Origin of the sequence: Vreelandella lutescens, from assembly GCF_014640815.1 — a bacterium.
Taxonomy (GTDB): domain Bacteria; phylum Pseudomonadota; class Gammaproteobacteria; order Pseudomonadales; family Halomonadaceae; genus Vreelandella; species Vreelandella lutescens.
Window position 1 is genome coordinate 40,667 of the sequence record NZ_BMHM01000007.1, and the last position, 21,470, is coordinate 62,136.

Below are 21,470 nucleotides of genomic sequence, written 5' to 3' on the forward strand. Positions count from 1 at the left end.
CCATGGCGCCAACTCCCCAACGTTCGATCAAAAGCCGAGCCTCTTTGGCTGGCCACCCGCTGCACCCCGTGATGATTCACTTCCCTGTTGCTGCCCTGATGGCCCTGGTAGCAAGCGACTTTGCCTACTGGTATACCGAGGACCCCTTCTGGATACGCAGCGGCCTGTGGCTGGCGGGCGTCGGCGCCTTTGGCGGCTGGATCGCCTCGATAGCCGGCATCATCGATCTGGTGACGGTGTCGCGCATACGACGCCTGATTACCGGTTGGAGCCACGCCATCGTGGCGGTGGTGATGCTTTCGCTGGCGTCGTTCAACTGGCTGCTGCGCTTCAACGAACCCGAAGCAATCCTGCCCTGGGGGTTGGCGGTATCGCTGCTTACGGGGGGGTTGATTGCGCTGGCCGGCTGGCTGGGCGGCCAACTGGTTTACGAGCACGCCGTGGGCGTGGATGTCGACTAACCACCTGCGCATGGGCATCGGCTAACTCCAATCAAGTGGTTTGGCCAGCACGAAGCCCAGCACGGCCAGAATACCCGCCACTGCCAGCAGCAACGCCAGCAGGTTGGCGGGTTTCACACCGCGATAGATGCCCATTTCCAGACGCAGAATCAGCCAGCCAAAACAGCCGTGAGCGGCCACCATAGCCACCACCGCGGCCAGCTTGAAGATCAGCCAGCCACCCATTAGCCCGTGGAGCAGAAACAGTAGCGTGCCCGACGCAATGGCCAGTAGCGCGGCAGGGGTGGCAACGGAGTTGTAGAAGTAGCGCGGCATGGGCGGTGAACCCTGCGCAAAACCAGCGTCCTTGCGCAGCTGAAGGGCGTGACTCAGCAGCGCAGGTAAGTAAAGCAGCGAACCGCACCAGATAACCAGTGCGGCAATATGAAGCAATTTTAGCCAGGGCATTGCGGCTTCCTTGCGTTGCATTGGGCAGGGGGAGAAATAACTCCGTTAACCTTAGACAACACTGGCCACTCTGGCTAGGCGTTTAGCTAACGATAATCTCGTAACCCGTGAATTTACGAAGATTTATCACGCCGGTATCCAGTATCAAGTACTGCCCTTTCACGCCCTGCAAGATACCCTCTACCTGTGGTTGCTTATCAAAATTGTGCGACACCACTTTGCGTGGAAACGTCTCTACTGGGTAGTGGAAGTGGTGAGGCGTTTCATCCAGTTCACGAATGGCATCCTCACCGTGCACCTGGCGCAGCTGCGCCAGCCCATCGGCCAGTGCGCTCAATAGACGGTCGCGCTCAGCACAGAGGTCCAGTGTGGCCACATCGCCTTTCAGCATGGCCCGCCAGTTGGTGCGGTCGGCGACCTGCTCCTTGAACAACATTTCGACCATGCCTGACTGCTGCCGCGTATTGACCTCCAGAATGGGCAACGCCTGAATAGCGCCCTGGTCCAACCAGCGGGTAGGCATCTGCGTTTTGCGGGTGATGCCCACCTTCAGCCCCGAAGAGTTGGCAAGATAGACGATATGGGGCTGAAAACAGTGGGTTTCTCCCCACTCTGGCTCGCGGCAGGTGCCTTGGTAGTAGTGGCACGTCTCAGGCTTCATGATGCAGGTATCGCACTGAGCCAAGCGCTTAAAACACGGGTAGCAATAGCCTTGCGCAAAGCTCTTTTTGGTTGCCCGCCCACAGTGTGTGCAGGCAATGGCACCGCTCCATAAGAGGCGCATCGGTGAGCCAATACGTGCATTCAGCTCCACCCGATGCTCGCCGGCGCGCAGATGGTAAACCACCTGACCCTCTTGGCGGCTGGGCAGCGCTGTCGCCATTTTTTGCAGACAACCTTTCACCGGGGTTAACGTTGGCGAAAACAAATCAGTCACGCGTCGCATCCCGGGCCAGGCCCGCCATTTCAGGGCTAACGCCAGCTCCCGTTGCACCGGCCCCACAGGTGCGCCGCTCTAAATATCCGACGCGGCTCTCTTCAGGCACATTGTTCTCGGCTTCATAGCGCATGACCGCTTCTAAGCACAGCTCGGTTTGCTCCGGCGTTAGGCGTCGGCCATCGGGCCATTTACGCAGCGAGACTGCCTGCTTCAGGCTTTCGTAAATGGCAGGCGTCATCTGATTGATCATTTTATCGAAGGTCATATCGCTCACGGTTAGCACCTCTCACGTTGGCTGCTTTTCAATTAGTGGCATTAGGCTTTGCGGCGTTTGGAAGAATAATACCAGCCTGTGGCAAGCCCCACGAGCAGCCCGCCCAAGTGGGCTTCGTTAGCAACATTGCCAAATCCGACCGTGCCAGCAATATCGGTCATGGTGAAGACCATCCACCCCAGCATAAAAATCACCAGCATTTGTGGCACAAAGAAGCCGCTCTGCGGGGCGCGACGCGACATCAGCCACACGTGCGCTAACAGCGCATACACTACGCCAGACATACCACCAAATAGCACCGTGCCAGTAACATATTGAGCAACGTTCGCGCCAATACCGGCCACCAAAAGTAGCAGCAGCATCATTTTACTGCCTTGACGCAGCTCGATTTGCTGCCCGAAGTACCACACCCACATCAGGTTGAAGATCAGGTGCATCCAACCGAAATGTAGAAATGCAGGCGATAACAGCCGCCACACCTGCCCTCCCATCACGGTGTCTGCCAGCGAGCCATACACCAACTGGCCGCCAGCAATCCCCACCGGCACGATGGTCAGTGCCACGATTAACAGATCACCAAAAACACCGGTTAACGCAAACACACCCACACTAATCACTATCATGAGCGCCGTCACTGGCACTCGGCGTAGGTTGGCAGCAAGGCTGTGGCTTGCGCGAGGCCGTTGGGGCCTAGCTTCATCGAGAATCAATGGCTCACCGCGCTCCCAGCGGCCAACCAAAGCACGTAATTCGTCATGCTGACGAGGGTCGGCCACCCAGAGCAGCTGGCCGTCCGTTTCGTCAGTGATCCGGTGGCCAATGCGGTAGTGCCATAATGCTTTGCGCAGTGACTGCGTATCTGCGCCCGTGGGCAAGAGCATGACTGGATGCATGGCATCTCCCTTTTATCCAAGTTTGGGTGCGCCACGTTATATCGCACCACGTGGTAGTGCGCGTAAGCGCCGTTTTGCCAACGGATAAACAAAAAAATCCGGCGGAGGGGGCCGCCGGATAAAAGCAAGGGATCATTCAAGGGAACACTTACTCTGATAGCCGGCAACAGGGTTAGTTCAGCAGTTTTGCAAAAATTATGTAACCATATGTAATTTTATCGAAACGCATTTAGTCAAAGTCAATTTCCCACGGCTTTGGAAGCGCGCGCTCCTCTTTAGGTACTTGAATCCAGACGAAATGATCGGCGTTAAGCTGAGCCTCTCCACTCCAACGGTAAGCCACTAAGCGGCCAAACTTAACGGCGCTATAATCCAAACAAGCAATATTAACGGCGGGCAGGGCAGGAATTCCTTCGCACCAGTAGTGGCCAATAAATAGCGGTGGCTGCTCCGGGCCGTAATAACTAAGCCGCTGACGCTCAACGTCCGTGAGTGGGCGCGTTTCTAAATCACCGGGTAGGTTATCCGGCTGAAAGACAACATCGCCCCACTGTTGCGGGTTCGCTGACCAAAAATGGGCACGAAAGCTTTGCCGCGTAAAGCCATCTCCAGAGTGAATGGCCACACCTTTCGGTAACGGGATGTGGGGGCCCCGAGTGAGTCGATCAAGGATTCGATAGGCTTCGGAGGTGGGATCGGTGGATTCCACCAAAAACTGATTATCCATCTGCGCAGTTGGCGCACGCTGTTTGAGCTGTCCTATCAGCGCATCATCCCAGCAGGCATGTACCACTCGAATGCCGTCCAGCTCTAAAAAGAGTGGGATAGTCTTAAACCAGGCCAGCGTATCTTCCCACTCGTTGGTATGGTCACGGTACTGATCGAGCGTATCTTGAATAATGCGGTTGTGGCGTGGTGTATGTTCTCGCAGCCAGCGCTTTCCACTGCCAGCGGGCGCAGGATGGGTATAGGCCAGCGCATTATACTCGTGGTTACCCATCACAATATGCGCTTCGCCCGCCTCCACCATACGCCGTGCGATGGTGACGGCTAAGCGAATACGCGGCCCGCGATCAATCAGGTCGCCTAAAAAAATCACTTTGCGTCGCGGGTGGCGATAAACACCTCCTCGCTGGTGATAGCCTAATTTTTCCAGCAGCGCGGCTAAAGTAGCGCCGCAGCCATGAATATCACCAATTAAATCATACCCCTCCATATCAATCCCCTAGCCGATGGCTCCAGCCGAGTTTACTGCGCAGCACATCGTAGAAGTTGTGCCCTATAGGGTGCACAAGCTGAACGCGCTCCGGCTTACGGGTAATGACGAGCACATCATCTGGTTTAGCGACCGCTCGGGTTTGTCCATCACAACTAATATGAGGGTAGGTCTGGTTGGTTTCGCCGATATGAATACGTATTTCGCTGGCCGCATCAATCACAATGGGGCGACTAGAGAGCGTATGCGGGAACATGGGCACCAGCGTCACTACATCCAGCTTAGGGTGCATAATCGGCCCACCACCAGAGAGCGCATAGGCCGTGGAGCCGGTGGGGGTGGCCACAATTAGCCCATCGCTGCGCTGGCTATAGACAAACTGCCCATCTATAAACAGCTCAAACTCAATCATGCGCACCGCTTTACCAGGATGCACAACGACTTCGTTCAGCGCATCGCCACTGCCTACGGCGACCCCATTGCGATAAAGCACTGCATCTAGCAAAAAGCGCTCTTCAACCTCAAACTCCCCGGCCAATACTTCACCGACCCGGGTCTCTAGTTCATCAGGAGAGATATCGGTCAAAAACCCCAGCCGCCCACGGTTAACGCCTAAAATAAGCGTACCGCTGCGGCATAGCGTACGAGCAGCACCTAACAGGCTGCCATCCCCTCCCACCACAATCACCAAATCACACAGTTCGCCTAGCATTCGGCGACTTGCTTCAGGCAATCCGTGCTGGGGCAGCGCAGTGGCGGTGCGGTCTTCAATGAGGACCTTGTAGTCATGTTCCGTTAAATAACGAACCAATCGTTTGAGCGAGTCGACAACTTTGTCGCTGCCTAAGCGGCCAATCAAGCCAATCGTCTTGAAAGGCTTGGCTGGTTGACGAAGGCTGCCGGAGGTGGAGCCTGGCGATGAATTGTTAGACATGGGCGACTCTCGCTAGCGTTAGCCCACATTATGGAGAGGAAGGCGGTATCGAGCAAATCACCCGGCGCGGTAGAGCTGAGCCTAACGCGCCGGTAAAAATCAGCGGCTTAACTTAGGCGACCGCCGCCTTACGGCGTTGCAGCCACCAATGGTTCAACCAAAGCGACGCGCCCATAATGGCCGCCCCCAGCAGGAGTTTCCCTATATCCGCATCGCGGTTCCAAATCACTAGGTTCACCACCAAACCCGCTGGCACCAGCGCATTATTCATAATGGCCAAGGTGCCCGCATCCACCTTAGTCGCTCCTTGGTTCCAGGCGAAATAACCCACGCCGGAGGCGACCAGCCCCAGCCACGCAAGCACGCCCCACTGCACCGACGTGGAGGGTAACGCAGCGCTGTTACCAAACAGCAAGAACGCGGGCAACGCCACCAGCATGGCACCAATAAAGAACCAGCCAAAAACACTATGCCATGCCAAGGTGGGCGGTAGGTCTGCCGCGAGACGCCGGTAGCCGACTTGGCCGATGGCAAAGCACAGGTTAGCGCCCTGCACGACCATAAAGCCTAACCAAAAGCCGCTATCAATCCCGTCATAGCGAATCACCCCAGCACCAATCACCGCCAAAATGGCGGTGATAAGATAAATAGGCGTGAAACGTTTAAACATCAGGTCATCAAGCAGCGCGATATACACGGGTGTAAAGATGGTAAATAGCAGCACTTCCGGCACAGAGAGCAGTAAAAACGAGTGATAAAAGAAGGTGTACATGACGCCTAACTGAATCGCACCCAGTGCCATCAATGCCAGCCGCTGCTTCCCGCGCAGCAGGCTTGGACGTAAAAAAGGCAGAAACACTAGCATCGCTAACGTAACGCGCACCAGCACGGCAAAGTAACTGTCTACCTGCCCCGCCAAATAAACACCAATTAAAGAGAAGGAGAACGCCCAGAGCGCCGTGACGCCGACCAAGTAGCCCATCAGTAAACCTCAGGAAATAAGATAGTTGACGGGAATTATACGCCTTTAACGCCCTCTGCCAATGGGCCAAACGTCTCCGATGGCCTTTAGCGTTTTTTCAGCCAAATGAACGCGTAAATAACGCCGGGTAACCAGCCGATTAGCGTTAATACAGCACTGATGAGCACGCGCTGAGCACCGCCTTCGGTTAAGCCCACCGCTAAAGGCGGCAGCAATACGGCCAATGCGCGATAAGCGAGCTTAAGCGTGTCGGGTTCTGCCGCAAGCTCTGTAGCTGCCCTTGAAGATGACGGTGTCTTGTCTTCTACGGCTGTTACTTCTTCTGCTTCTGCAGCATTCACTGCGGTGTCAGCCTGTATTGGCGGTGGCGTATAGTGTTCAACGGCAGCCTTCGCCTGGGCAGCCTGGGCTTTTTCGCGCTCTAGCGCCTTGCGATGGGCTTCTTTGTCTATTTTTTGCTCTAGGGTCTCTGCGCCCTCTGCCAAGTCATCGTGGTGGCGTTCCCAATCTTCCCAATCGTGGGGTGTTCCTGATTTAGGGCGTTGATGACCAGAGCCACGAGCACGCTCCCAGGCTTTCTCTTCTAGCGTATTCGGCCTGTCAGGGTCTCGTTCTATGCCCACGCCTTTACGATTTAAATATTCACGAGCGTCCATTACGGTTCCTCTCAACGTTTGAGGCGAGTTTAAAAAAGCAGAAAAGCGTTGAATAACGTCAGTATGGGGGCAGAGCAGGGTCAGTTAAATCACCTACAGTAAGAGAATCGGCTGTGGCCTGTCGACCATGCTAAGGAGCGCTCCAATGAATAAAAAAATCCCGGATACCGTGCGCGATATTATGTCCCGCGACTGCTACCGTGTTTCTGGAGAAACATCCATCACTACCCTTGCGCAAGGGCTCGCCCTACACCGATTACCGGGTGCGCCAGTGGTGGATATGGCTGACCGCTTAATTGGCTTTATCTCTGAACAAGATGTCTTGGGTCGCGTGCTGGACAGCATCTATCATGACGACGAAGCACCGCTCGTCAGAGAGCTGATGCGTCAAGATGTCCTGACAACGTCCCCTAATAAGAGCATTACCGATTTGGCCCAAGAAATGCTGGGGGCTAAGCCCAAAATTTACCCTGTCGTAGAACAGCAGCGCCTGGTGGGTATCGTCACCCGGCGCGATATTTTGATAGCACTGCTCACCATCCGCCGCCATTAACCCCCTTTACCTGCTCAACACACGGGCAAAAAAAACCGCTGCTTGAAAAAGCAGCGGAAGCAAGGGATCGAAAACAATAGCCAGAACAACACTATTAGCGACTGCTATCGCGATGTTGCCTGTACACTCTCAGACACTCCGCACAGAAAAAGTTCGCAAAAGGTTAAAATTTTCGTCTTTGCGGGCTCAGGCGTATACTAGACAGCCACTCTCCAATAGACGTGTAAACGGGCGTCTAACCTGATGCGGCTGGGAGCTTTACATGGCACTTTACTTACTGGTGTTTGGCGTCTGTGTGCTGGTAATGGGAGCCGTGCTGTTAGTGCTCATGAGCGCAGGAACACCGCGCTACCGCACGGAACCCAAGGATCTGATTTCGCTGTTTGATAAAGCCCTGGAGAGTAAGGTCAGCGAGACGGAGTGGAACACACTGATTGGCTACCCTATTCGTCATGATGAGTATTTAGACAACGTCCGCCGTCGTGCCTCGCATCTTATGGATACTCATGGGCGACGCTGGCAGATTGCTCAAGGCAAGCCGCTACTCAACCAAGAGGGTTATGCAGAGTTAAAAGCACTGCGCGACCATCTAGCGGCCCACACAGCGCTTCGTCAGCGCTGACAGAGCAGCAGCGACGAGGAGAACCCTATGCCAAGCACTATTCGTCAAATCCCCTTGGAAAGCGCTACCAAGCATCACTCCCATGATTTTCATCAAATTGTGATTACGCTCTGTGGCTCTTCTGAGTTTGAAATTGAGGGGCTTGGAGGCCGGGTGAACGCCTTTTCTGGCTGCATCGTGCCAGCCAACCATGAGCACTACTACTCTGGAAATGGTCATAACCGCCAGCTTATTTTAGACCTTCCAGAAGATGCTCCGGCCCTAACGGGTGAACATCGGGAGTTGGTCGCACTCTTTGATGCGCCGCGTTTCTTTGCTTTAGACAGCCCGCTACGCCACTACTTGACGTTTGTCGAAAGCGAACTGGCCCGCGGATTTGACAACTCGACGACGTCTTTCCAACAAGACCGTTTAGCAGCCACGCTATTAGGCTCATTAAAAGCGCGCTTGGGCGCATCAGGATGCACAGCCCAACGGCGTATCGACCTGACTCAAATTGATCGCTTCATCCGCCGCCACTTAGCCGATGAGCTGCGCGTGGCGGACCTAGCCAAGCTTGCTTGCCTAAGTGAAGCACACTTTTCTGAACGCTTTAGAGCGCAAACCGGGCTCTCGCCCTGGCAGTATGTGCGCAGGCAACGGCTGCACGCAGCGCGCCAACTAGTGATGCAGAGCCGCTTACCGCTGACCGATATTGCGATTCAAACCGGGTTTGCCAATCAGAGCGCGCTGTCTCACGCATTTCGCCGCAGTTACGGGGCTTCACCGCGTCAGCTTCGCCAAGGCTTTGTGACCCCCTCGTTAGATGCCAACAGTCGTTCAACGCCTCATTCAACGGCGTTATCCTCGGCCACATCCCCCGTGGGTGCTGGCGTGCTCTCATCTCAATAGTGCCGCGCTAACGAAGATACGTAAAAAAGTCTTCCCGTTTGCCGCTAGCGGTGCCTTCTTAACTCTACTAAAGTCGTAATTAGCAATAGCTTGCCGTGAAATTGACACGTTTTGCCATGGAAACGACATACACCTAACGACGGCTAGCTCTACATTCAAACGTCAGCCTGGGCACTTGCCCTGCCATCACTTTTTTAACGTTAGCTGACTCAGCTATTCGTTCAAGTTGCTCGTTTCAGACCTGTCTTACGGGGGCCTCAATGCTCAATGCTAAACAAATGCGTGATTCTGCCACCTGGCAAACCGACCTTGATACGCTGATGCAGCGTGTTAGCGAACACTATATCGTCAATGAAGACACTTACGTCAGTGAACTGATCAAACTGCTGGACGCTGATCACGACGATTTTTCGCGCATTGAGGCCAACACGGCAGCCCTGGTGCGCGACGTGCGCAATATGGATACCGCCGTTGATACCATCGACGAGCTGCTGCAGCAGTACAGCCTGGATACCCATGAAGGCCTGATGCTGATGTGCCTCGCAGAAGCCATGCTGCGCATTCCAGATAAAGCCACTGCCGATGCTTTAATCGAAGATAAGCTGGGCCCCGCCGACTGGCAGTCACACGTGGGTAAAAGTGAATCGTGGATGGTCAACGCCTCTACCTGGGGCCTGTTAATGACCGGCCGCGTGCTGAAGCTTGACCACCCTAAAGAGGGCCAGCCCGCTCACTTTATTAACCGCATGGTTAATCGTATGGGCGAGCCAGTGATTCGCCGTGCGATGATGGAAGCAATGAAAATCATGGGTAAGCAGTTCGTGCTTGGCCGTGATATCAACGAAGCCCTGAAACGTTCCAAGCCGCTGTTCAACAAAGGCTACACCTACTCTTACGACATGCTAGGCGAAGCCGCACGCACCCGCGCCGATGCCAAACGCTACTTTGACGACTACGCTCGTGCGATTGAGCAAGTGGGCAAAGCGTGCAAATCGCTGGGCGACAAAACCCCCGCGCCGTCAGTCTCTATCAAGCTCTCTGCCCTGCACCCCCGCTATGAGTTTGGCCGCCGCGAACAAGTGCTAGCGGAGCTGGTAGACACCGTTATTCAACTGGTCACCAAAGCGCGTGAGCTGGATGTAGCCGTTACCATCGATGCGGAAGAAGTGGACCGCCTAGAGCTTTCTTTGGAAGTCTTCCGTGCGATTTACCAAAGCGACGCGGTCAAGGGTTGGGGCCACTTTGGCTTGGTCGTTCAGGCGTACTCCAAGCGCGCGCTGCCGGTACTGCACTACCTCAATCGTTTAGCCGATGAACAGGGCGATGAAATCCCGCTACGCCTAGTAAAAGGTGCGTACTGGGATAGCGAAATCAAAGAGTCTCAGCAGCTGGGTATCGATGGCTATCCGGTCTATACCCGCAAGGCGTGTACCGATGTGGCTTACTTGGCCTGCGCGCAGTTCCTGCTGTCTGACGACACCCGTGGCCGGATCTTCCCGCAGTTTGCCACGCACAACGCTCACACCGTCACCACCATTTTGGAACTGGCGAACCACGACAGCCGCCCGTTTGAATTCCAGCGCCTGCACGGTATGGGCGAAGCGCTTTATGACGCGGCCCTTGAGCGCGCTCCCAAAGGCACTTACTGCCGTATTTACGCCCCGGTGGGTGCCCACAAGGATCTACTCCCCTACTTGGTACGTCGCCTGCTGGAAAACGGCGCTAACTCCTCCTTCGTTCACCAGATTGTCGACCCAGACGTGCCGGTAGAGTCACTGTGCCAGCACCCCATCGATACTCTGCGCCAGCAAAAAACGTTCTACAACAAGCGTATTCCGCTGCCTAAAGACATTTATGGCCCGAAACGCCGTAACTCCCGTGGGGTTAACTTAAACATCCGCAGTCACTACTACCCGCTGATGGACAAGATGGGCGGGTTTATGGACAAGCAATACCCCACCAAACCGCTGCTGGCCTTCGATGTGGCTGATGACAGCGCCAATACGCATAGTGTCACCTCGCCCTTTGACCGTCGCCAAACTGTTGGTAGCGTACAGTGGACCAGCAAAGAGCAAGCAGCTAAAGCCCTCGACGCTGCCTGGGAAGCCTTCCCCCGCTGGGACGCCACGCCGGTTGCCGAGCGCGCAGCGATTCTGCGCCGGTTAGGCGATTTAATGGAAGAGCACATGGCGGAGCTGATGACGCTCTGCTCTCGCGAAGGCGGCAAGCTGCTCACCGATGGCGTCGATGAAATCAAAGAAGCGGTCGACTTCTGCCGTTACTACGCCATGCGCGCAGAAGAGTCGTTTGGCGAGCCGATTGAGCTGCCTGGCCCCACCGGTGAATCCAACCGTTTAATGATGGGCGGTAAAGGTGTTTTTGCCGCCATTAGCCCTTGGAACTTCCCGGTAGCCATCTTCTGCGGTCAGATTGTTGCCGCCGCCGTCGCAGGTAACACGGTACTGGCGAAGCCTGCCGAACAGACCTCGATTGTCGCTCACCGCGTCATTGAGCTGCTGTATGAAGCGGGCATGCCCCGTGATGTGGTGCAGCTGCTGCCGGGTGACGGCCCCACTGTCGGTAGCGTACTGACCTCTGACCCGCGCATCACAGGCGTCGTGTTTACCGGCGGTACCGACACAGCGCAAATCATTAACCGTGCCCTCGCCGCTCGCGATAACGCGCCGCTGCCAACGCTGATTGCGGAAACCGGCGGCATGAACGCGATGATCGTGGACTCCACGGCCCTACCCGAGCAGGTCGTGGTTGATGTCATTCAGTCAGCGTTCCAAAGTGCTGGCCAGCGCTGCTCTGCGCTGCGGGTGCTTTACCTTCAAGATGACGTTGCCGACCGCGTGATTGAAATTCTCAAGGGAGCCATGAGCGAGCTGCGCATTGGCGACCCCCGCGATCTGGGTACCGACGTGGGGCCCGTCATTGATGAAGACGCACGCAAAGGCTTGATGGCGCATATCGAGAAGCTGAAAGGCGAGAACCGCTTAGTAGCCGAAACGCCGATGTCTGCCGAGCACACCCAGCACGGTACCTTCGTACCGCCGGTCGCCTTTACCATCGACAGCATTGATGCCCTGACGCGCGAGCAGTTTGGCCCGGTGTTACACATTGTGCGCTTCAAAGCCCGCGAACTTGACAAGGTCATCAACGATATTAACGGCCGGGGTTATGGCCTGACGTTTGGGGTGCATAGCCGTAACGAATCCTTTGCCGCTGAAATAGCGCAGAAAATTCGAGTAGGCAATGTGTATATCAACCGTAATATCATCGGTGCCGTTGTTGGCGTTCAACCGTTTGGTGGACAAGGCTTATCTGGCACCGGTCCTAAAGCAGGTGGGCCGCACTACCTGCAGCGGTTTGTGACCGAAAAAACGATTACTAACAACACCGCCGCTCTGGGTGGCAACGCGTCGCTTCTGGCGCTAGGGGATGAGTGAACGGCTCATCAACACAACTAACCTGAACTCCTGAAAAGGAACCGTCTCATGGTTGACAATAATAGAGCAATCGCCCTGACACTTGCGGCCTGTTTAGGCCGCAACTTGGGCACAGGGAACATTGCACACACACGTACCCACTACTTCTCTAACGGCTTTACTAGCGATACTTCGCTCGCACAGCCGGTGGAATAAAGACTCAGGGTTAACAACAACAAGGCTGCGCATGGTCGCTGCAGACCGGCCAGCGCAGAGCCTGTCGGAGCTCGCCTTGTACAAAAAAGTCAGCAAGCGCAGACGCTTTTGTACGTAGCGTAGCCCGTACTAACAAACTGGAGAAGTTTCATGGCTACAGGTGTTTGGATTAGCTTATTTGGTTACTTTGCGCTCATGATCGCCATTGGCGTTTATGCCATGCGCAAATCAACGTCTTCTTCCGAAGACTACATGCTGGGTGGCCGTACCCTCAGCCCACAAGTAGCCGCTCTTTCAGCGGGTGCGTCGGATATGAGCGGCTGGCTGTTGCTCGGCTTACCGGGGGCGATGTTCGTCTCTGGCCTAGGATCTGCCTGGATCGGTATTGGTCTACTGGTAGGTGCATTCTTTAACTGGCTGTTAGTGGCACCGCGCCTACGTGAACAAACCATTCACTACGGCAATGCCATTACCATTCCGGCCTTTTTGGCTAACCGCTTCCCGACTCGTGCGCTGTCGCTTCGCACGGTCTCAGCGATCGTGATCGTCATCTTTTTCGCGGTCTATACCGCGTCAGGCCTCGTCGCGGGCGGCAAGCTGTTTGAAAGTGCGTTCACCGGCGTCTATAACTTTGGCGATATGAGCAACTACGCCATGGGCGTTATCATCACCTTGGGTGTCGTACTTATCTACACCGTGGTGGGCGGCTTTTTGGCCGTGAGCATGACCGACTTCGTGCAGGGCTGCATCATGATGCTGGCACTGATCATCATGCCAGCAGTCGTGCTGTTTGGTGAAGGCGGCGGCGGTTTCTCTCAAGCTTCCGAAACGCTTAATAGCGTTGACCCCACCCTGCTCTCCTGGACAACGGGCTTGACCTTTATCGGCTGGCTGTCAGCGGTCACATGGGGCCTTGGCTATTTTGGCCAGCCGCATATCATTGTGCGTTTTATGGCCATCCGTTCGCAGAAGGATGTACCCATGGCGCGCAACATTGGCATGGGCTGGATGCTGGTATCACTCATTGGGGCGGTGTCTCTAGGCTTAGCAGGTCGGGCCTTCGCTGTACGCAATGGCCTTGACGTTCAGGATCCAGAAACCATCTTTATCATTCTGGCCAACCTGCTCTTCCATCCGTTGATTACCGGCTTCCTGTATGCAGCCTTGCTGGCCGCCATCATGAGCACCATCTCTAGCCAGCTGCTAGTGTCTTCCTCATCGCTGACAGAAGATTTCTACCGCTTGTTTTTGCACAAAAATGCCACCGAGCAGCAGTGTGTAGCGGTAGGCCGCGTATGCGTAGTGCTGGTCGGTATTGTGGCAGCCTTTATTGCCTCTGACGAAAACTCCCAGGTGCTGGGACTGGTCAGTAACGCCTGGGCAGGCTTTGGCGCTGCCTTCGGCCCGCTGATCATCTTGTCGCTGATGTGGCCGCGCACCAACGGTGCTGGCGCGCTAGCCGGTATGGTAGTCGGTGCTGTTACCGTGATGATCTGGATCACCCTGGGCTGGAATGGCTCCTTCATGGGTGGACCAGGCATTTACGAAATCATCCCTGGCTTCATCGCTTCCTTCATTGCCATTCTGGTCGTGAGCAGCATGACCGCCGACGCGGGTGAATATAAGCATATTGACCGCAAAGAAGCGTAATACAACGGCGTGATGCAAAGGGCTCAGCGGAGAAATACCGCTGAGCCCTTTTTTATGCGCGGCCTTCCTCGTGTTTTCTAATCATCTGAATCGCAGGGCTACCACCTATTGCCCCAGGTCAATAATGCCCACTCTTTGGCTCGGTACACTGGATGCATGGTTGTTCACTGCAACCTTTTCCCATCACGTTATCGGTCAGGAGCGACGCTATGCGCCTTTTATCACTACCCACCCTACTCGCCACTGGGCTTGCCGCTGCCACCTTGGCAGCCAGCAGCCAAGCCATTGCTTATGGCGCAGGCGATTTCTTTACCCGCGTGGGCGTTGCCAAAGTGGCACCGAAAAGCGACAACGGCTCGCTAGCAGGCGGTGCCTTCGCGGTAGACGTTCAGGATAAAACCGACTTCGCTTTCACCCTGGGCTACCGCTTCCATGACAAAGTGGGTGTCGAACTGCTGGCTGCCCTCCCTTTTGAACATGACATAGCGCTCAACGGTGACAACTTAGCCTCAACAAAGCACCTGCCGCCCACCTTAACACTGCAGTACTACCCCCTCGGCGGCACTGCCTCACAAGTACAACCCTATGTGGGCGCGGGTATTAATTACACCCGTTTTTCTGATGAGAGCTTAGCCATTGGCGAACTTGAGCTAGACGACTCCTGGGGTGCCGCCGCCCAGGTGGGCGTTGATTTACTGATTGATGACCGCTGGGCACTTAATGCCGCTGCTTGGTATTTAGATATTGATACCGATGCCACGATCAATGGTGCAGCCGCTGGCACCGTTGCGATTGACCCTTTGATCGTCATGGCAGGCTTGAGTTACCGCTTCTAGCCCCTACTCTTAACCCCTACTATTCTTAGCCCTTACTCTCGCTCATACAACAATGCCCAGTGCTCACGCCCTGGGCATTGTTGTATGGCCACACCTCAACGGCGTTGATTAATTCTCGGTAACCAACTTGTCGACGCGCTCCACGGCTCTCACTACCAGCAGCTGGTCGCTTGCTCGCACTTTCTCCTGCATCAAATACGCCGCCATCGCGGGGGCAACGTCACATTTGGCGGGCAGCTCAGCGTCCGCATCAATGAGCGCATTCAGACGGGCAACAAAAACGTAGCGCACCCACTGGGGCAACGACATCGTATCGATACAAAAAGGCTGCTGGCTGGCAAAAGCAGCCGCTTCCGGGGTGGGCGTACGCCACAGATCGGCGGCCTTCATGGCGGCTTCAAGCTCAAGAAGCGCGGTTTGAAGCTGTTGATGGACGCTCATAAACACCTTATTGATTGGTCATAGTGAGCGTTCATTATCCCAACTCTGTGGGTAAGTTGCCACTCACAGGCGTGCTCAATGAAGTTATTCACCGATTCACAGAAAACCTGCAAGAGGCTGTGGATAAACTATGGAAAGGTGTCGCCACCGCTAGTCTCACGTGGCTTACGCAAAGTTGCTCAATTTTTAACCACTTAGGCAATAAAGCATGGATTAATCAGCGGTTGCGGCTGACAGTGGCAAAGCAGCAAGGTAGAGTGCAGGCTTGAAATGCGGAAGGATGTCATGCAACCAATTAACACCCTTGATGAGTTTTTTACACGCAGCGGCGCTGAGGTGTCGCTTTACCATATGGGGCGCAGAGTCACTGCCTGCTCCAGGGAAACGTTGCGCGCGTTTGAAAACGCTGAACAGGCCTGGCCAGAACCTTGGCAAGGCCAAGCACGCCTGGGCATCGTCTTTCGCCTGGGGGCAATGGAAGAGCCTGCTATCTGGTTTTTAGCACTACCGCTGGATGAGCAGGGCATGCTGTCGCCCGCTCAACGAGATGGTTTTATCAACCGTTTGCTTGAAACGCTAGGGCGCAATGCGGCGGCGTCCGACCCAAATGCGCTCAGCGGCACAGAAACAGCAGACGTAGACCATTTAATGAAGGATAATCCGCTGGCCTTTACGCCTGATATTACCTTTCAGGCTATGCTCAATGCTCGAGCTACCCATTCCAGTGGTTTGCCCGCCAGCCAGCATCTAGAGCCTGTAGAAGCTTACTTAAGCAGCCAACAGGAAATCGACTGGCAAGCGCTTGGGCTGCAGGGCATTGCAGATTATGTCGTCCGTTTAGACACACCGACAGCCGATGCGCTGGCAATGCGTCTTGCCGATCTGCCAACAAGCGTTCTTCACTCGCTCTGCTACTGTCTTGAACATCAGGCGCTTTCTGAAGCTCTGGTAGAGGCATTGCGGGCACGAGGCGAGCAGGCTGCTAGTCGCGGTGATTTAGAGACACTGTGTGCCTGCGTGCGAGCAGTCGGCAGTTCTCCTGCGGCATTGGCTGGCGACTGGTACACCAACTTGCTAAACGACCCTGCTGCCTGCGGACCCGATTTAATGGCTGCCATCGCCGGTCGCGGCTGGCCGTTACTGGAAGATGCCGAGCGCTTACCACTATTTTTACAACGGTTGGCAGAGGATGAGCGCAGCCACTTTGCCGCCGTTGTGCGGGATATTGCGTTGATTCCTCGACTGCGCCTACCCGTTATGCTGACCCTGCGTGATGCCGCGGCAGGCTCAGCCATTCAAGTACGTTTGTCGTCCATGCAGCCCCACCCAAAGGGCTAGCGGGAACCGTCATCACTATGTCTTGTTTCTCTTATACCGTCAGGAGTGCGCTGTGAAGGAATTACCCTATCAGGCCAAAGCTGTCATCGGCCGCCGTGAAATGGTGACGTTACCTGAGCTAGGGCTTCACCTTTGCTGCAAAGCCGATACGGGCGCGCGCACATCGGCGCTTCACGCCGAAGAAATTGAAACCCATGAAGATGCCGACGGGCAGCTGTGGGTGAGCTTTCTGACCCATAGCGGCGGGCCAGAAAGCCCTGCTCACCGCTATCGCCTGCATTTGCATGACCGCCGGCGCGTCACCAGCTCGAACGGGCACAGCGAGTGGCGCTATGTCATTCGCACCCCGATGCTACTGGGCGAACTGAATTTTCCGGTTGAACTCACCTTGACCGACCGTAGCAATATGCGTCACGCGATGCTGCTTGGCAGGCGGGCTATGCGCCGCTTGCTGGTAGCCCCCGGCGCTGCATTTTTGCACGGCGAGCCTTAAACACATTTAAACGACGACCCTTTTTGGCCCGGAGCCCTGCATGCATATTGCGCTACTTTCTCGTAATCGTAACCTCTACTCGACGCGCCGACTGGTAGAAGCCGCCGAACAGCGTGGCCATACCGCCCGCGTGGTAGATACGCTGCGCTGCTACATGAGCATCGCATCACACCACCCCTCTATTCACTACAAAGGCGCAGAGATTGAGCCATTTGATGCGGTGATTCCACGTATTGGCGCATCGGTGACTTTCTATGGCTGTGCGGTGCTGCGCCAGTTTGAAATGATGGGCACCTATGTCATTAACGACTCGGTTGCGATCACTCGCTCCCGGGACAAACTGCGCTCTTTGCAGCTGCTGTCGCGTAAAGGGTTAGGCTTGCCGATTACCGGTTTTGCCCACTCCCCTGATGATATTCCCGACCTGATCACCATGGTGAAAGGCGCGCCGCTGGTCATTAAATTGCTTGAAGGCACCCAAGGCATTGGCGTAGTGCTGGCAGAAACCAACCAAGCAGCCGAGTCTGTGATTCAAGCCTTTATGGGCATGAAGGCCAATATCATGGTCCAGGAGTACATCACAGAAGCCCGCGGCGCCGACATCCGCTGCTTTGTGATTGGCGATAAAGTCGTGGCCTCTATGAAGCGTCAGGCTGCCGATGGCGAGTTCCGCTCGAACCTCCACCGTGGCGGTACTGCCAGCGTGATCCGTATTACGCCGGAAGAGCGCTCCACGGCTATTCGTGCAGCGAAAGCCATGGGACTCAGCGTAGCGGGCGTTGATTTGCTGCGCTCTAACCACGGCCCGGTGATTATGGAAGTCAACTCATCGCCAGGTTTACAGGGCATTGAGAACGCCACGGGTAAAGATATCGCAGGCATGATCATTGAGCATATTGAAAAGAACGCTGTCCCTGCGCGCAAAGCCCCCCCCAAGCCTAAAGGCTAACGGGTAAATGTAAAAATAATCCGCATTAGGGGTGGCAAATCAACGCTGCCACCCCCACAATCTGCGTCACCGAAGGAGGTAGACGCTCATGTTTCTCGACAATCGCCAAGTGGCGATGGACAGCGTTCTGGAAGCGCTGGCCGATAGCATTGATTATTTCCAGGACAATATCGAACGCCTGCGCCCCTCGCTGCGTGATGCACTGAAACCGCATTATACTGAGCGATTGAAGCAGATGCGTCAGTTGCAGGAGCTTGCCCGTGCACATTTGAAAATGCTGCCTCGGGATGCTGACGTTGAGCGGGATGACTTTTTATGGCTTTGGAGCCGTTTAAAAAGCTTTGTTGGTAACGATAGTCAGGTCTTAATTAACGAGCTGTTGGAACAAGAGCGTGTATTAATGCAAGCCCTCTCTACCCTGTTCACTCATCCACTGCCCGACCCCATCGAACCCGTCGTGGACGAGTGCATGCAAGGCTGCCGCAAGTTGATTCGTGAGCTGTATAGCTTACAAAAGCGTAAACCCCGGCGTTAATTCTGGTCACTGTTGCTAGGGGATAAACGCTCACGTTCTTCCCCTTCAGTTTCTACAACAGCTTGCTGCCTTACCTGCAGCAACAACAGAGCAGCGTCGACATTGACGGTCGTTTCCAGTGTGCCTTCTTCGCTGCTCTCACTATCCCCCGCATTACGATCACTCTCTTGACGATGTAGCCTGATAGGCTCAGCGGGGCCCAGAAAGTAAGGCTCCCTCCCCCATAGGTAGAGATCCCCTAGCGTGGCAATGCGCGCGACCCATTCACGCATCCTAAGCCGCCACTCGTCTGCCGCAGGCTGCTCTTCCGCGATACAGCCTGTCACATCCATACCCAGCGCCCGACCAATAAAGATTGCTCGAGGCAAATGCCAGCTTTGGGTAACCAACAGCGCTTCATCCAACTGAAACACATCTCGGGCACGCACCATCGTGTCATAGGTGCTGAAACCGGCAAAATCCATTGTCAGCTGCTCTGCAGGCACCCCTCGACGATACAGGTCACGCCACATGGCACGTGGCTCGTTATAAGCTTGCGTGCGATTATCGCCTGAGATGAGCAGGTGCTGCACACGCTGGTCGGCAACGAGCCGGGCAGACGTTCGCATGCGGGCATGAAAGTGAGGGTTACGCAGACCACTGCGCGTCCAGTGAGAGGTTCCGAAGACAATCGCCACATCTGTCGGCCGACACTGCGCCCAATGACCGTCGATATAGCGCGAGGTGCTCGCAAGCACCCATAAATTACCGGCTATAAACAGCAATGTCGCCAGCAGCAGCAAAGCTCCTAGCGACATTAGTAAACGCTTTATCCAACGTAATAACAGGCTGTGCATCCAGCTCCCCAGCAGGGGTTAGAACATGCCGAGCTCAAGCTTGGCTTCGTCGCTCATCATGTCACGACTCCAGGGCGGGCTAAAGACAATTTCGGTATGCACCTTATTGATTTGCGGTGCTCCCAAAATCTTATTGCGCGCGTCAGCCGCAATCACGTCGCCCATACCACAGCCTGGCGCGGTCAGCGTCATACGGATAGTGACCATGCGCTCGCCACTAATCAAGCGCTCAATCCGGCAGCCGTACACCAGCCCTAAATCGACGATATTCACCGGAATTTCCGGGTCAAAGCAGGTGCGCAGCTGATCCCAGACAAACTGCTCAATCTCTTCTTCGCTGGCACTTTCTGACAGTGTCGGACGCGGCAAGGATTCAAGCCCCAATGCATCAAGGTTACGCCCTTCAATCAGGTATAGACGCCCCTCAAAACCGACACTGACCGAGCTACCCTTGGCTTGCATCACGCTGACAATACTGTCTTCCGTCAGCGTGTCCGTTTTACCAAACGGAATCGCGATGGCCTCTACATCCCGCTGGAGCGGGAGTTTTTGACCGCGCTCAAGACTCGCAATTTGCTCGATATCCATAGATGTCCTTAGCGTACCATTCCAATCACGCGGTTGAGCGCTGCCACAAACGTGTCTACTTCATCAAGGGTATTGTACGCAGCAAACGATGCGCGGCAGGTTGCCTCAACGCCAAAGTGATGCAGCAGCGGCTGGGCGCAGTGGTGCCCCGTACGAATTGCCACACCCAACTGGTCAATCAGCAGGCCAATATCCTGTGAGTGAGCGCCTTCAACAACGAAGGAGAGCACGCCCGCTTTATGCGGCGCGGTGCCCAGTATCCGCAGGCCCTCGATGCCACTCACCGCTTGAGTCGCATGCTTTAACAACACGGCTTCCCACGCACCAATCGCCTCAACGCCGACGCCTTCCATCCATTCAAGCGCGCGGCCCAGGGCAATCACTTCAGCAATGGCCGGGGTGCCCGCTTCAAACTTATGCGGAATACCCGCAAAGGTGGTGCCTACATCAAAGGAGACGGTTTTGATCATCTCACCGCCACCCTGCCAAGGCGGCATGGCCTCTAACAACGCCTGCTTGCCATACAGCACGCCGACGCCTGTCGGGCCGTACACTTTATGGCCTGAAAACGCGTAGAAATCAGCATCGATGGATTGAACGTCCACCTGCTGATGCGGCGTGGCCTGGGCACCATCCACCAAGATGAGCGCGCCGTGCTGATGCGCCAGCGCCGCCATCTCTTTCACGGGATTAATCGTGCCCAATGCGTTAGAGACGTGATTCACCGCGACCAGCTTCGTGCGCTCACTCAAGAGCTCACGATACGCCTGCATATCGAGCGCACCGTGCGCATCCACCGGAATGACCTTGATCGTGAAACCACGTTCAGCCGCCAGCAGTTGCCAGGGAACGATGTTGGAGTGGTGCTCCAACATCGAGATCAGCACTTCGTCCCCGGCGCTCAGCTGGCTACGGCCCCAACTTTGAGCCACTAAATTGATCGCTTCAGTGGTGCCCCGCGTGAAGATGATTTGGCGGGCATCTTCGGCATTGAGAAACGCTTTAACACGATGGCGCGTGGCTTCAAAGGCAGCCGTCGCTTCATCGGCGAGCGTATGCAGGCCACGGTGAATATTGGCGTTGTAGCGCGAGTAGTAATCGCTAAACACCTCAATCACCTGCTGCGGCGTTTGGCTGGTGGCGGCATTATCCAAATACACCAGCGGCTTGCCGTGAACCTCACGATTCAAAATCGGAAAGTCGCGGCGCAGCGCTTCAACGTCATACGCCGCAACGCTGCGCTCGGCAGGCTTCTCAATCACGCTATGGGGCATCGATGACTCCTTGA

The 21,470-nt window shown here is 55.4% G+C and carries 23 protein-coding genes; 11 read left to right on the forward strand and 12 right to left on the reverse strand.

What is annotated here, in order from left to right; all coding sequences use genetic code 11:
* The first annotated feature begins 2 nt into the window (after positions 1–2).
* Positions 3–461 carry a DUF2231 domain-containing protein gene (locus IEW65_RS15905; protein ID WP_188640437.1) on the forward strand — a complete coding sequence of 153 codons (459 nt, stop codon included), beginning with the start codon at positions 3–5 and terminating at the stop codon, positions 459–461.
* 21 nt (positions 462–482) lie between these two features.
* Here the strand turns inward: IEW65_RS15905 and IEW65_RS15910 are convergent, their stop codons facing one another.
* From IEW65_RS15910 to IEW65_RS15945, 8 genes are all read right to left on the reverse strand, one after another.
* A complete protein-coding gene (locus IEW65_RS15910; RefSeq protein ID WP_039179477.1) occupies positions 483–908 on the reverse strand; it encodes a CopD family protein in 426 nt (141 codons plus the stop codon).
* A gap of 82 nt (positions 909–990) precedes the next feature.
* Positions 991–1,854, reverse strand: coding sequence for a DUF2797 domain-containing protein (locus IEW65_RS15915; RefSeq protein WP_188640438.1), 864 nt, complete (start codon positions 1,852–1,854; stop codon positions 991–993).
* Positions 1,838–2,122, reverse strand: a complete 285-nt coding sequence (locus tag IEW65_RS15920) for a YeaC family protein (RefSeq protein ID WP_188640439.1) — start codon at positions 2,120–2,122, stop codon at positions 1,838–1,840. The genes IEW65_RS15915 and IEW65_RS15920 overlap by 17 nt, the downstream gene beginning before the upstream one ends.
* A 41-nt stretch (positions 2,123–2,163) precedes the next feature.
* Positions 2,164–3,015, reverse strand: a complete 852-nt coding sequence (locus tag IEW65_RS15925; protein WP_188640440.1) for a rhomboid family intramembrane serine protease — start codon at positions 3,013–3,015, stop codon at positions 2,164–2,166.
* Between the two features lie 229 nt (positions 3,016–3,244).
* The gene (locus IEW65_RS15930) at positions 3,245–4,231 is read right to left on the reverse strand and encodes a metallophosphoesterase (RefSeq protein WP_188640441.1); all 987 of its coding nucleotides are present in this window, start codon (positions 4,229–4,231) and stop codon (positions 3,245–3,247) included.
* A 1-nt stretch (position 4,232) separates the two neighbouring features.
* A complete protein-coding gene (locus IEW65_RS15935; protein WP_188640442.1) occupies positions 4,233–5,165 on the reverse strand; it encodes an NAD(+) kinase in 933 nt (310 codons plus the stop codon).
* A 112-nt stretch (positions 5,166–5,277) separates the two neighbouring features.
* Complete coding sequence (locus IEW65_RS15940; RefSeq protein WP_188640443.1) at positions 5,278–6,147, reverse strand: carboxylate/amino acid/amine transporter; 870 nt, start codon at positions 6,145–6,147, stop codon at positions 5,278–5,280.
* 86 nt (positions 6,148–6,233) lie between these two features.
* Positions 6,234–6,803, reverse strand: coding sequence for a YqaE/Pmp3 family membrane protein (locus IEW65_RS15945; RefSeq protein ID WP_188640444.1), 570 nt, complete (start codon positions 6,801–6,803; stop codon positions 6,234–6,236).
* Between the two features lie 145 nt (positions 6,804–6,948).
* On the opposite strand from IEW65_RS15945, the gene IEW65_RS15950 reads away from it, so the two are divergent.
* The 6 genes from IEW65_RS15950 to IEW65_RS15975 all read left to right on the forward strand — a co-directional run bounded on the left by IEW65_RS15950 (position 6,949) and on the right by IEW65_RS15975 (position 15,002).
* Positions 6,949–7,356 (forward strand): CBS domain-containing protein, encoded by a 408-nt coding sequence (locus IEW65_RS15950; protein ID WP_188640445.1) that lies wholly within the window; start codon positions 6,949–6,951, stop codon positions 7,354–7,356.
* Between the two features lie 262 nt (positions 7,357–7,618).
* Positions 7,619–7,978: a hypothetical protein gene (locus IEW65_RS15955; protein ID WP_188640446.1), complete on the forward strand. Its 360-nt coding sequence runs from the start codon at positions 7,619–7,621 to the stop codon at positions 7,976–7,978.
* A gap of 27 nt (positions 7,979–8,005) precedes the next feature.
* Complete coding sequence (locus tag IEW65_RS15960; protein ID WP_188640447.1) at positions 8,006–8,869, forward strand: AraC family transcriptional regulator; 864 nt, start codon at positions 8,006–8,008, stop codon at positions 8,867–8,869.
* Between the two features lie 260 nt (positions 8,870–9,129).
* Positions 9,130–12,321, forward strand: coding sequence for a bifunctional proline dehydrogenase/L-glutamate gamma-semialdehyde dehydrogenase PutA (gene putA / locus IEW65_RS15965; RefSeq protein WP_188640448.1), 3,192 nt, complete (start codon positions 9,130–9,132; stop codon positions 12,319–12,321).
* 345 nt (positions 12,322–12,666) lie between these two features.
* Positions 12,667–14,166 carry a sodium/proline symporter PutP gene (putP, locus tag IEW65_RS15970; RefSeq protein ID WP_188640449.1) on the forward strand — a complete coding sequence of 500 codons (1,500 nt, stop codon included), beginning with the start codon at positions 12,667–12,669 and terminating at the stop codon, positions 14,164–14,166.
* Positions 14,167–14,375: 209 nt separating this feature from the next.
* Positions 14,376–15,002: an OmpW/AlkL family protein gene (locus IEW65_RS15975; RefSeq protein WP_188640450.1), complete on the forward strand. Its 627-nt coding sequence runs from the start codon at positions 14,376–14,378 to the stop codon at positions 15,000–15,002.
* 108 nt (positions 15,003–15,110) lie between these two features.
* Here IEW65_RS15975 and IEW65_RS15980 read toward each other — a convergent pair whose 3' ends face one another.
* Positions 15,111–15,443, reverse strand: a complete 333-nt coding sequence (locus tag IEW65_RS15980) for a YqcC family protein (RefSeq protein WP_188640451.1) — start codon at positions 15,441–15,443, stop codon at positions 15,111–15,113.
* A gap of 285 nt (positions 15,444–15,728) precedes the next feature.
* Between IEW65_RS15980 and IEW65_RS15985 the strand changes: the two genes are divergently transcribed.
* The 4 genes from IEW65_RS15985 to IEW65_RS16000 all read left to right on the forward strand — a co-directional run bounded on the left by IEW65_RS15985 (position 15,729) and on the right by IEW65_RS16000 (position 18,758).
* Positions 15,729–16,781 (forward strand): DUF3549 family protein, encoded by a 1,053-nt coding sequence (locus IEW65_RS15985; protein ID WP_188640452.1) that lies wholly within the window; start codon positions 15,729–15,731, stop codon positions 16,779–16,781.
* Between the two features lie 52 nt (positions 16,782–16,833).
* The gene (locus IEW65_RS15990; protein WP_188640453.1) at positions 16,834–17,274 is read left to right on the forward strand and encodes an ATP-dependent zinc protease family protein; all 441 of its coding nucleotides are present in this window, start codon (positions 16,834–16,836) and stop codon (positions 17,272–17,274) included.
* A gap of 40 nt (positions 17,275–17,314) precedes the next feature.
* Positions 17,315–18,223, forward strand: coding sequence for a 30S ribosomal protein S6--L-glutamate ligase (gene rimK, locus IEW65_RS15995; RefSeq protein WP_188640454.1), 909 nt, complete (start codon positions 17,315–17,317; stop codon positions 18,221–18,223).
* 88 nt (positions 18,224–18,311) lie between these two features.
* The gene (locus IEW65_RS16000) at positions 18,312–18,758 is read left to right on the forward strand and encodes a hypothetical protein (RefSeq protein WP_188640455.1); all 447 of its coding nucleotides are present in this window, start codon (positions 18,312–18,314) and stop codon (positions 18,756–18,758) included.
* On the opposite strand, the gene IEW65_RS16005 is transcribed toward IEW65_RS16000, so the two are convergent.
* The 3 genes from IEW65_RS16005 to IEW65_RS16015 are packed head-to-tail and all read right to left on the reverse strand — an operon-like array spanning position 18,755 to position 21,456.
* Positions 18,755–19,594 carry a SanA/YdcF family protein gene (locus IEW65_RS16005; RefSeq protein ID WP_188640456.1) on the reverse strand — a complete coding sequence of 280 codons (840 nt, stop codon included), beginning with the start codon at positions 19,592–19,594 and terminating at the stop codon, positions 18,755–18,757. The two genes, IEW65_RS16000 and IEW65_RS16005, sit on opposite strands and share 4 nt — an antisense overlap.
* Positions 19,595–19,612: 18 nt before the next feature.
* Positions 19,613–20,182, reverse strand: coding sequence for a putative Fe-S cluster assembly protein SufT (sufT, locus tag IEW65_RS16010; protein ID WP_188640457.1), 570 nt, complete (start codon positions 20,180–20,182; stop codon positions 19,613–19,615).
* Positions 20,183–20,190: 8 nt separating this feature from the next.
* On the reverse strand, positions 20,191–21,456 hold the full coding sequence (locus tag IEW65_RS16015) for a cysteine desulfurase (protein WP_188640458.1): 1,266 nt from the start codon (positions 21,454–21,456) through the stop codon (positions 20,191–20,193).
* Positions 21,457–21,470 lie beyond the last annotated feature (14 nt).

What these genes read in the sequence shown, in the direction of transcription:
- sufT (WP_188640457.1), bottom strand. Translation starts at nt 20,182, where the DNA reads ATGGATATCGAGCAAATTGCGAGTCTTGAGCGCGGTCAAAAACTCCCG.
- IEW65_RS15950 (WP_188640445.1), top strand. Translation starts at nt 6,949, where the DNA reads ATGAATAAAAAAATCCCGGATACCGTGCGCGATATTATGTCCCGCGAC.
- IEW65_RS16005 (WP_188640456.1), bottom strand. Translation starts at nt 19,594, where the DNA reads ATGCACAGCCTGTTATTACGTTGGATAAAGCGTTTACTAATGTCGCTA.
- IEW65_RS15910 (WP_039179477.1), bottom strand. Translation starts at nt 908, where the DNA reads ATGCCCTGGCTAAAATTGCTTCATATTGCCGCACTGGTTATCTGGTGC.
- putP (WP_188640449.1), top strand. Translation starts at nt 12,667, where the DNA reads ATGGCTACAGGTGTTTGGATTAGCTTATTTGGTTACTTTGCGCTCATG.
- IEW65_RS15915 (WP_188640438.1), bottom strand. Translation starts at nt 1,854, where the DNA reads ATGCGACGCGTGACTGATTTGTTTTCGCCAACGTTAACCCCGGTGAAA.
- IEW65_RS15940 (WP_188640443.1), bottom strand. Translation starts at nt 6,147, where the DNA reads ATGGGCTACTTGGTCGGCGTCACGGCGCTCTGGGCGTTCTCCTTCTCT.
- IEW65_RS16015 (WP_188640458.1), bottom strand. Translation starts at nt 21,456, where the DNA reads ATGCCCCATAGCGTGATTGAGAAGCCTGCCGAGCGCAGCGTTGCGGCG.
- IEW65_RS15955 (WP_188640446.1), top strand. Translation starts at nt 7,619, where the DNA reads ATGGCACTTTACTTACTGGTGTTTGGCGTCTGTGTGCTGGTAATGGGA.
- IEW65_RS15905 (WP_188640437.1), top strand. Translation starts at nt 3, where the DNA reads ATGGCGCCAACTCCCCAACGTTCGATCAAAAGCCGAGCCTCTTTGGCT.
- rimK (WP_188640454.1), top strand. Translation starts at nt 17,315, where the DNA reads ATGCATATTGCGCTACTTTCTCGTAATCGTAACCTCTACTCGACGCGC.
- IEW65_RS15985 (WP_188640452.1), top strand. Translation starts at nt 15,729, where the DNA reads ATGCAACCAATTAACACCCTTGATGAGTTTTTTACACGCAGCGGCGCT.
- IEW65_RS15960 (WP_188640447.1), top strand. Translation starts at nt 8,006, where the DNA reads ATGCCAAGCACTATTCGTCAAATCCCCTTGGAAAGCGCTACCAAGCAT.
- IEW65_RS15925 (WP_188640440.1), bottom strand. Translation starts at nt 3,015, where the DNA reads ATGCATCCAGTCATGCTCTTGCCCACGGGCGCAGATACGCAGTCACTG.
- IEW65_RS15935 (WP_188640442.1), bottom strand. Translation starts at nt 5,165, where the DNA reads ATGTCTAACAATTCATCGCCAGGCTCCACCTCCGGCAGCCTTCGTCAA.
- IEW65_RS16000 (WP_188640455.1), top strand. Translation starts at nt 18,312, where the DNA reads ATGTTTCTCGACAATCGCCAAGTGGCGATGGACAGCGTTCTGGAAGCG.
- IEW65_RS15930 (WP_188640441.1), bottom strand. Translation starts at nt 4,231, where the DNA reads ATGGAGGGGTATGATTTAATTGGTGATATTCATGGCTGCGGCGCTACT.
- IEW65_RS15975 (WP_188640450.1), top strand. Translation starts at nt 14,376, where the DNA reads ATGCGCCTTTTATCACTACCCACCCTACTCGCCACTGGGCTTGCCGCT.
- IEW65_RS15980 (WP_188640451.1), bottom strand. Translation starts at nt 15,443, where the DNA reads ATGAGCGTCCATCAACAGCTTCAAACCGCGCTTCTTGAGCTTGAAGCC.
- IEW65_RS15945 (WP_188640444.1), bottom strand. Translation starts at nt 6,803, where the DNA reads ATGGACGCTCGTGAATATTTAAATCGTAAAGGCGTGGGCATAGAACGA.
- putA (WP_188640448.1), top strand. Translation starts at nt 9,130, where the DNA reads ATGCTCAATGCTAAACAAATGCGTGATTCTGCCACCTGGCAAACCGAC.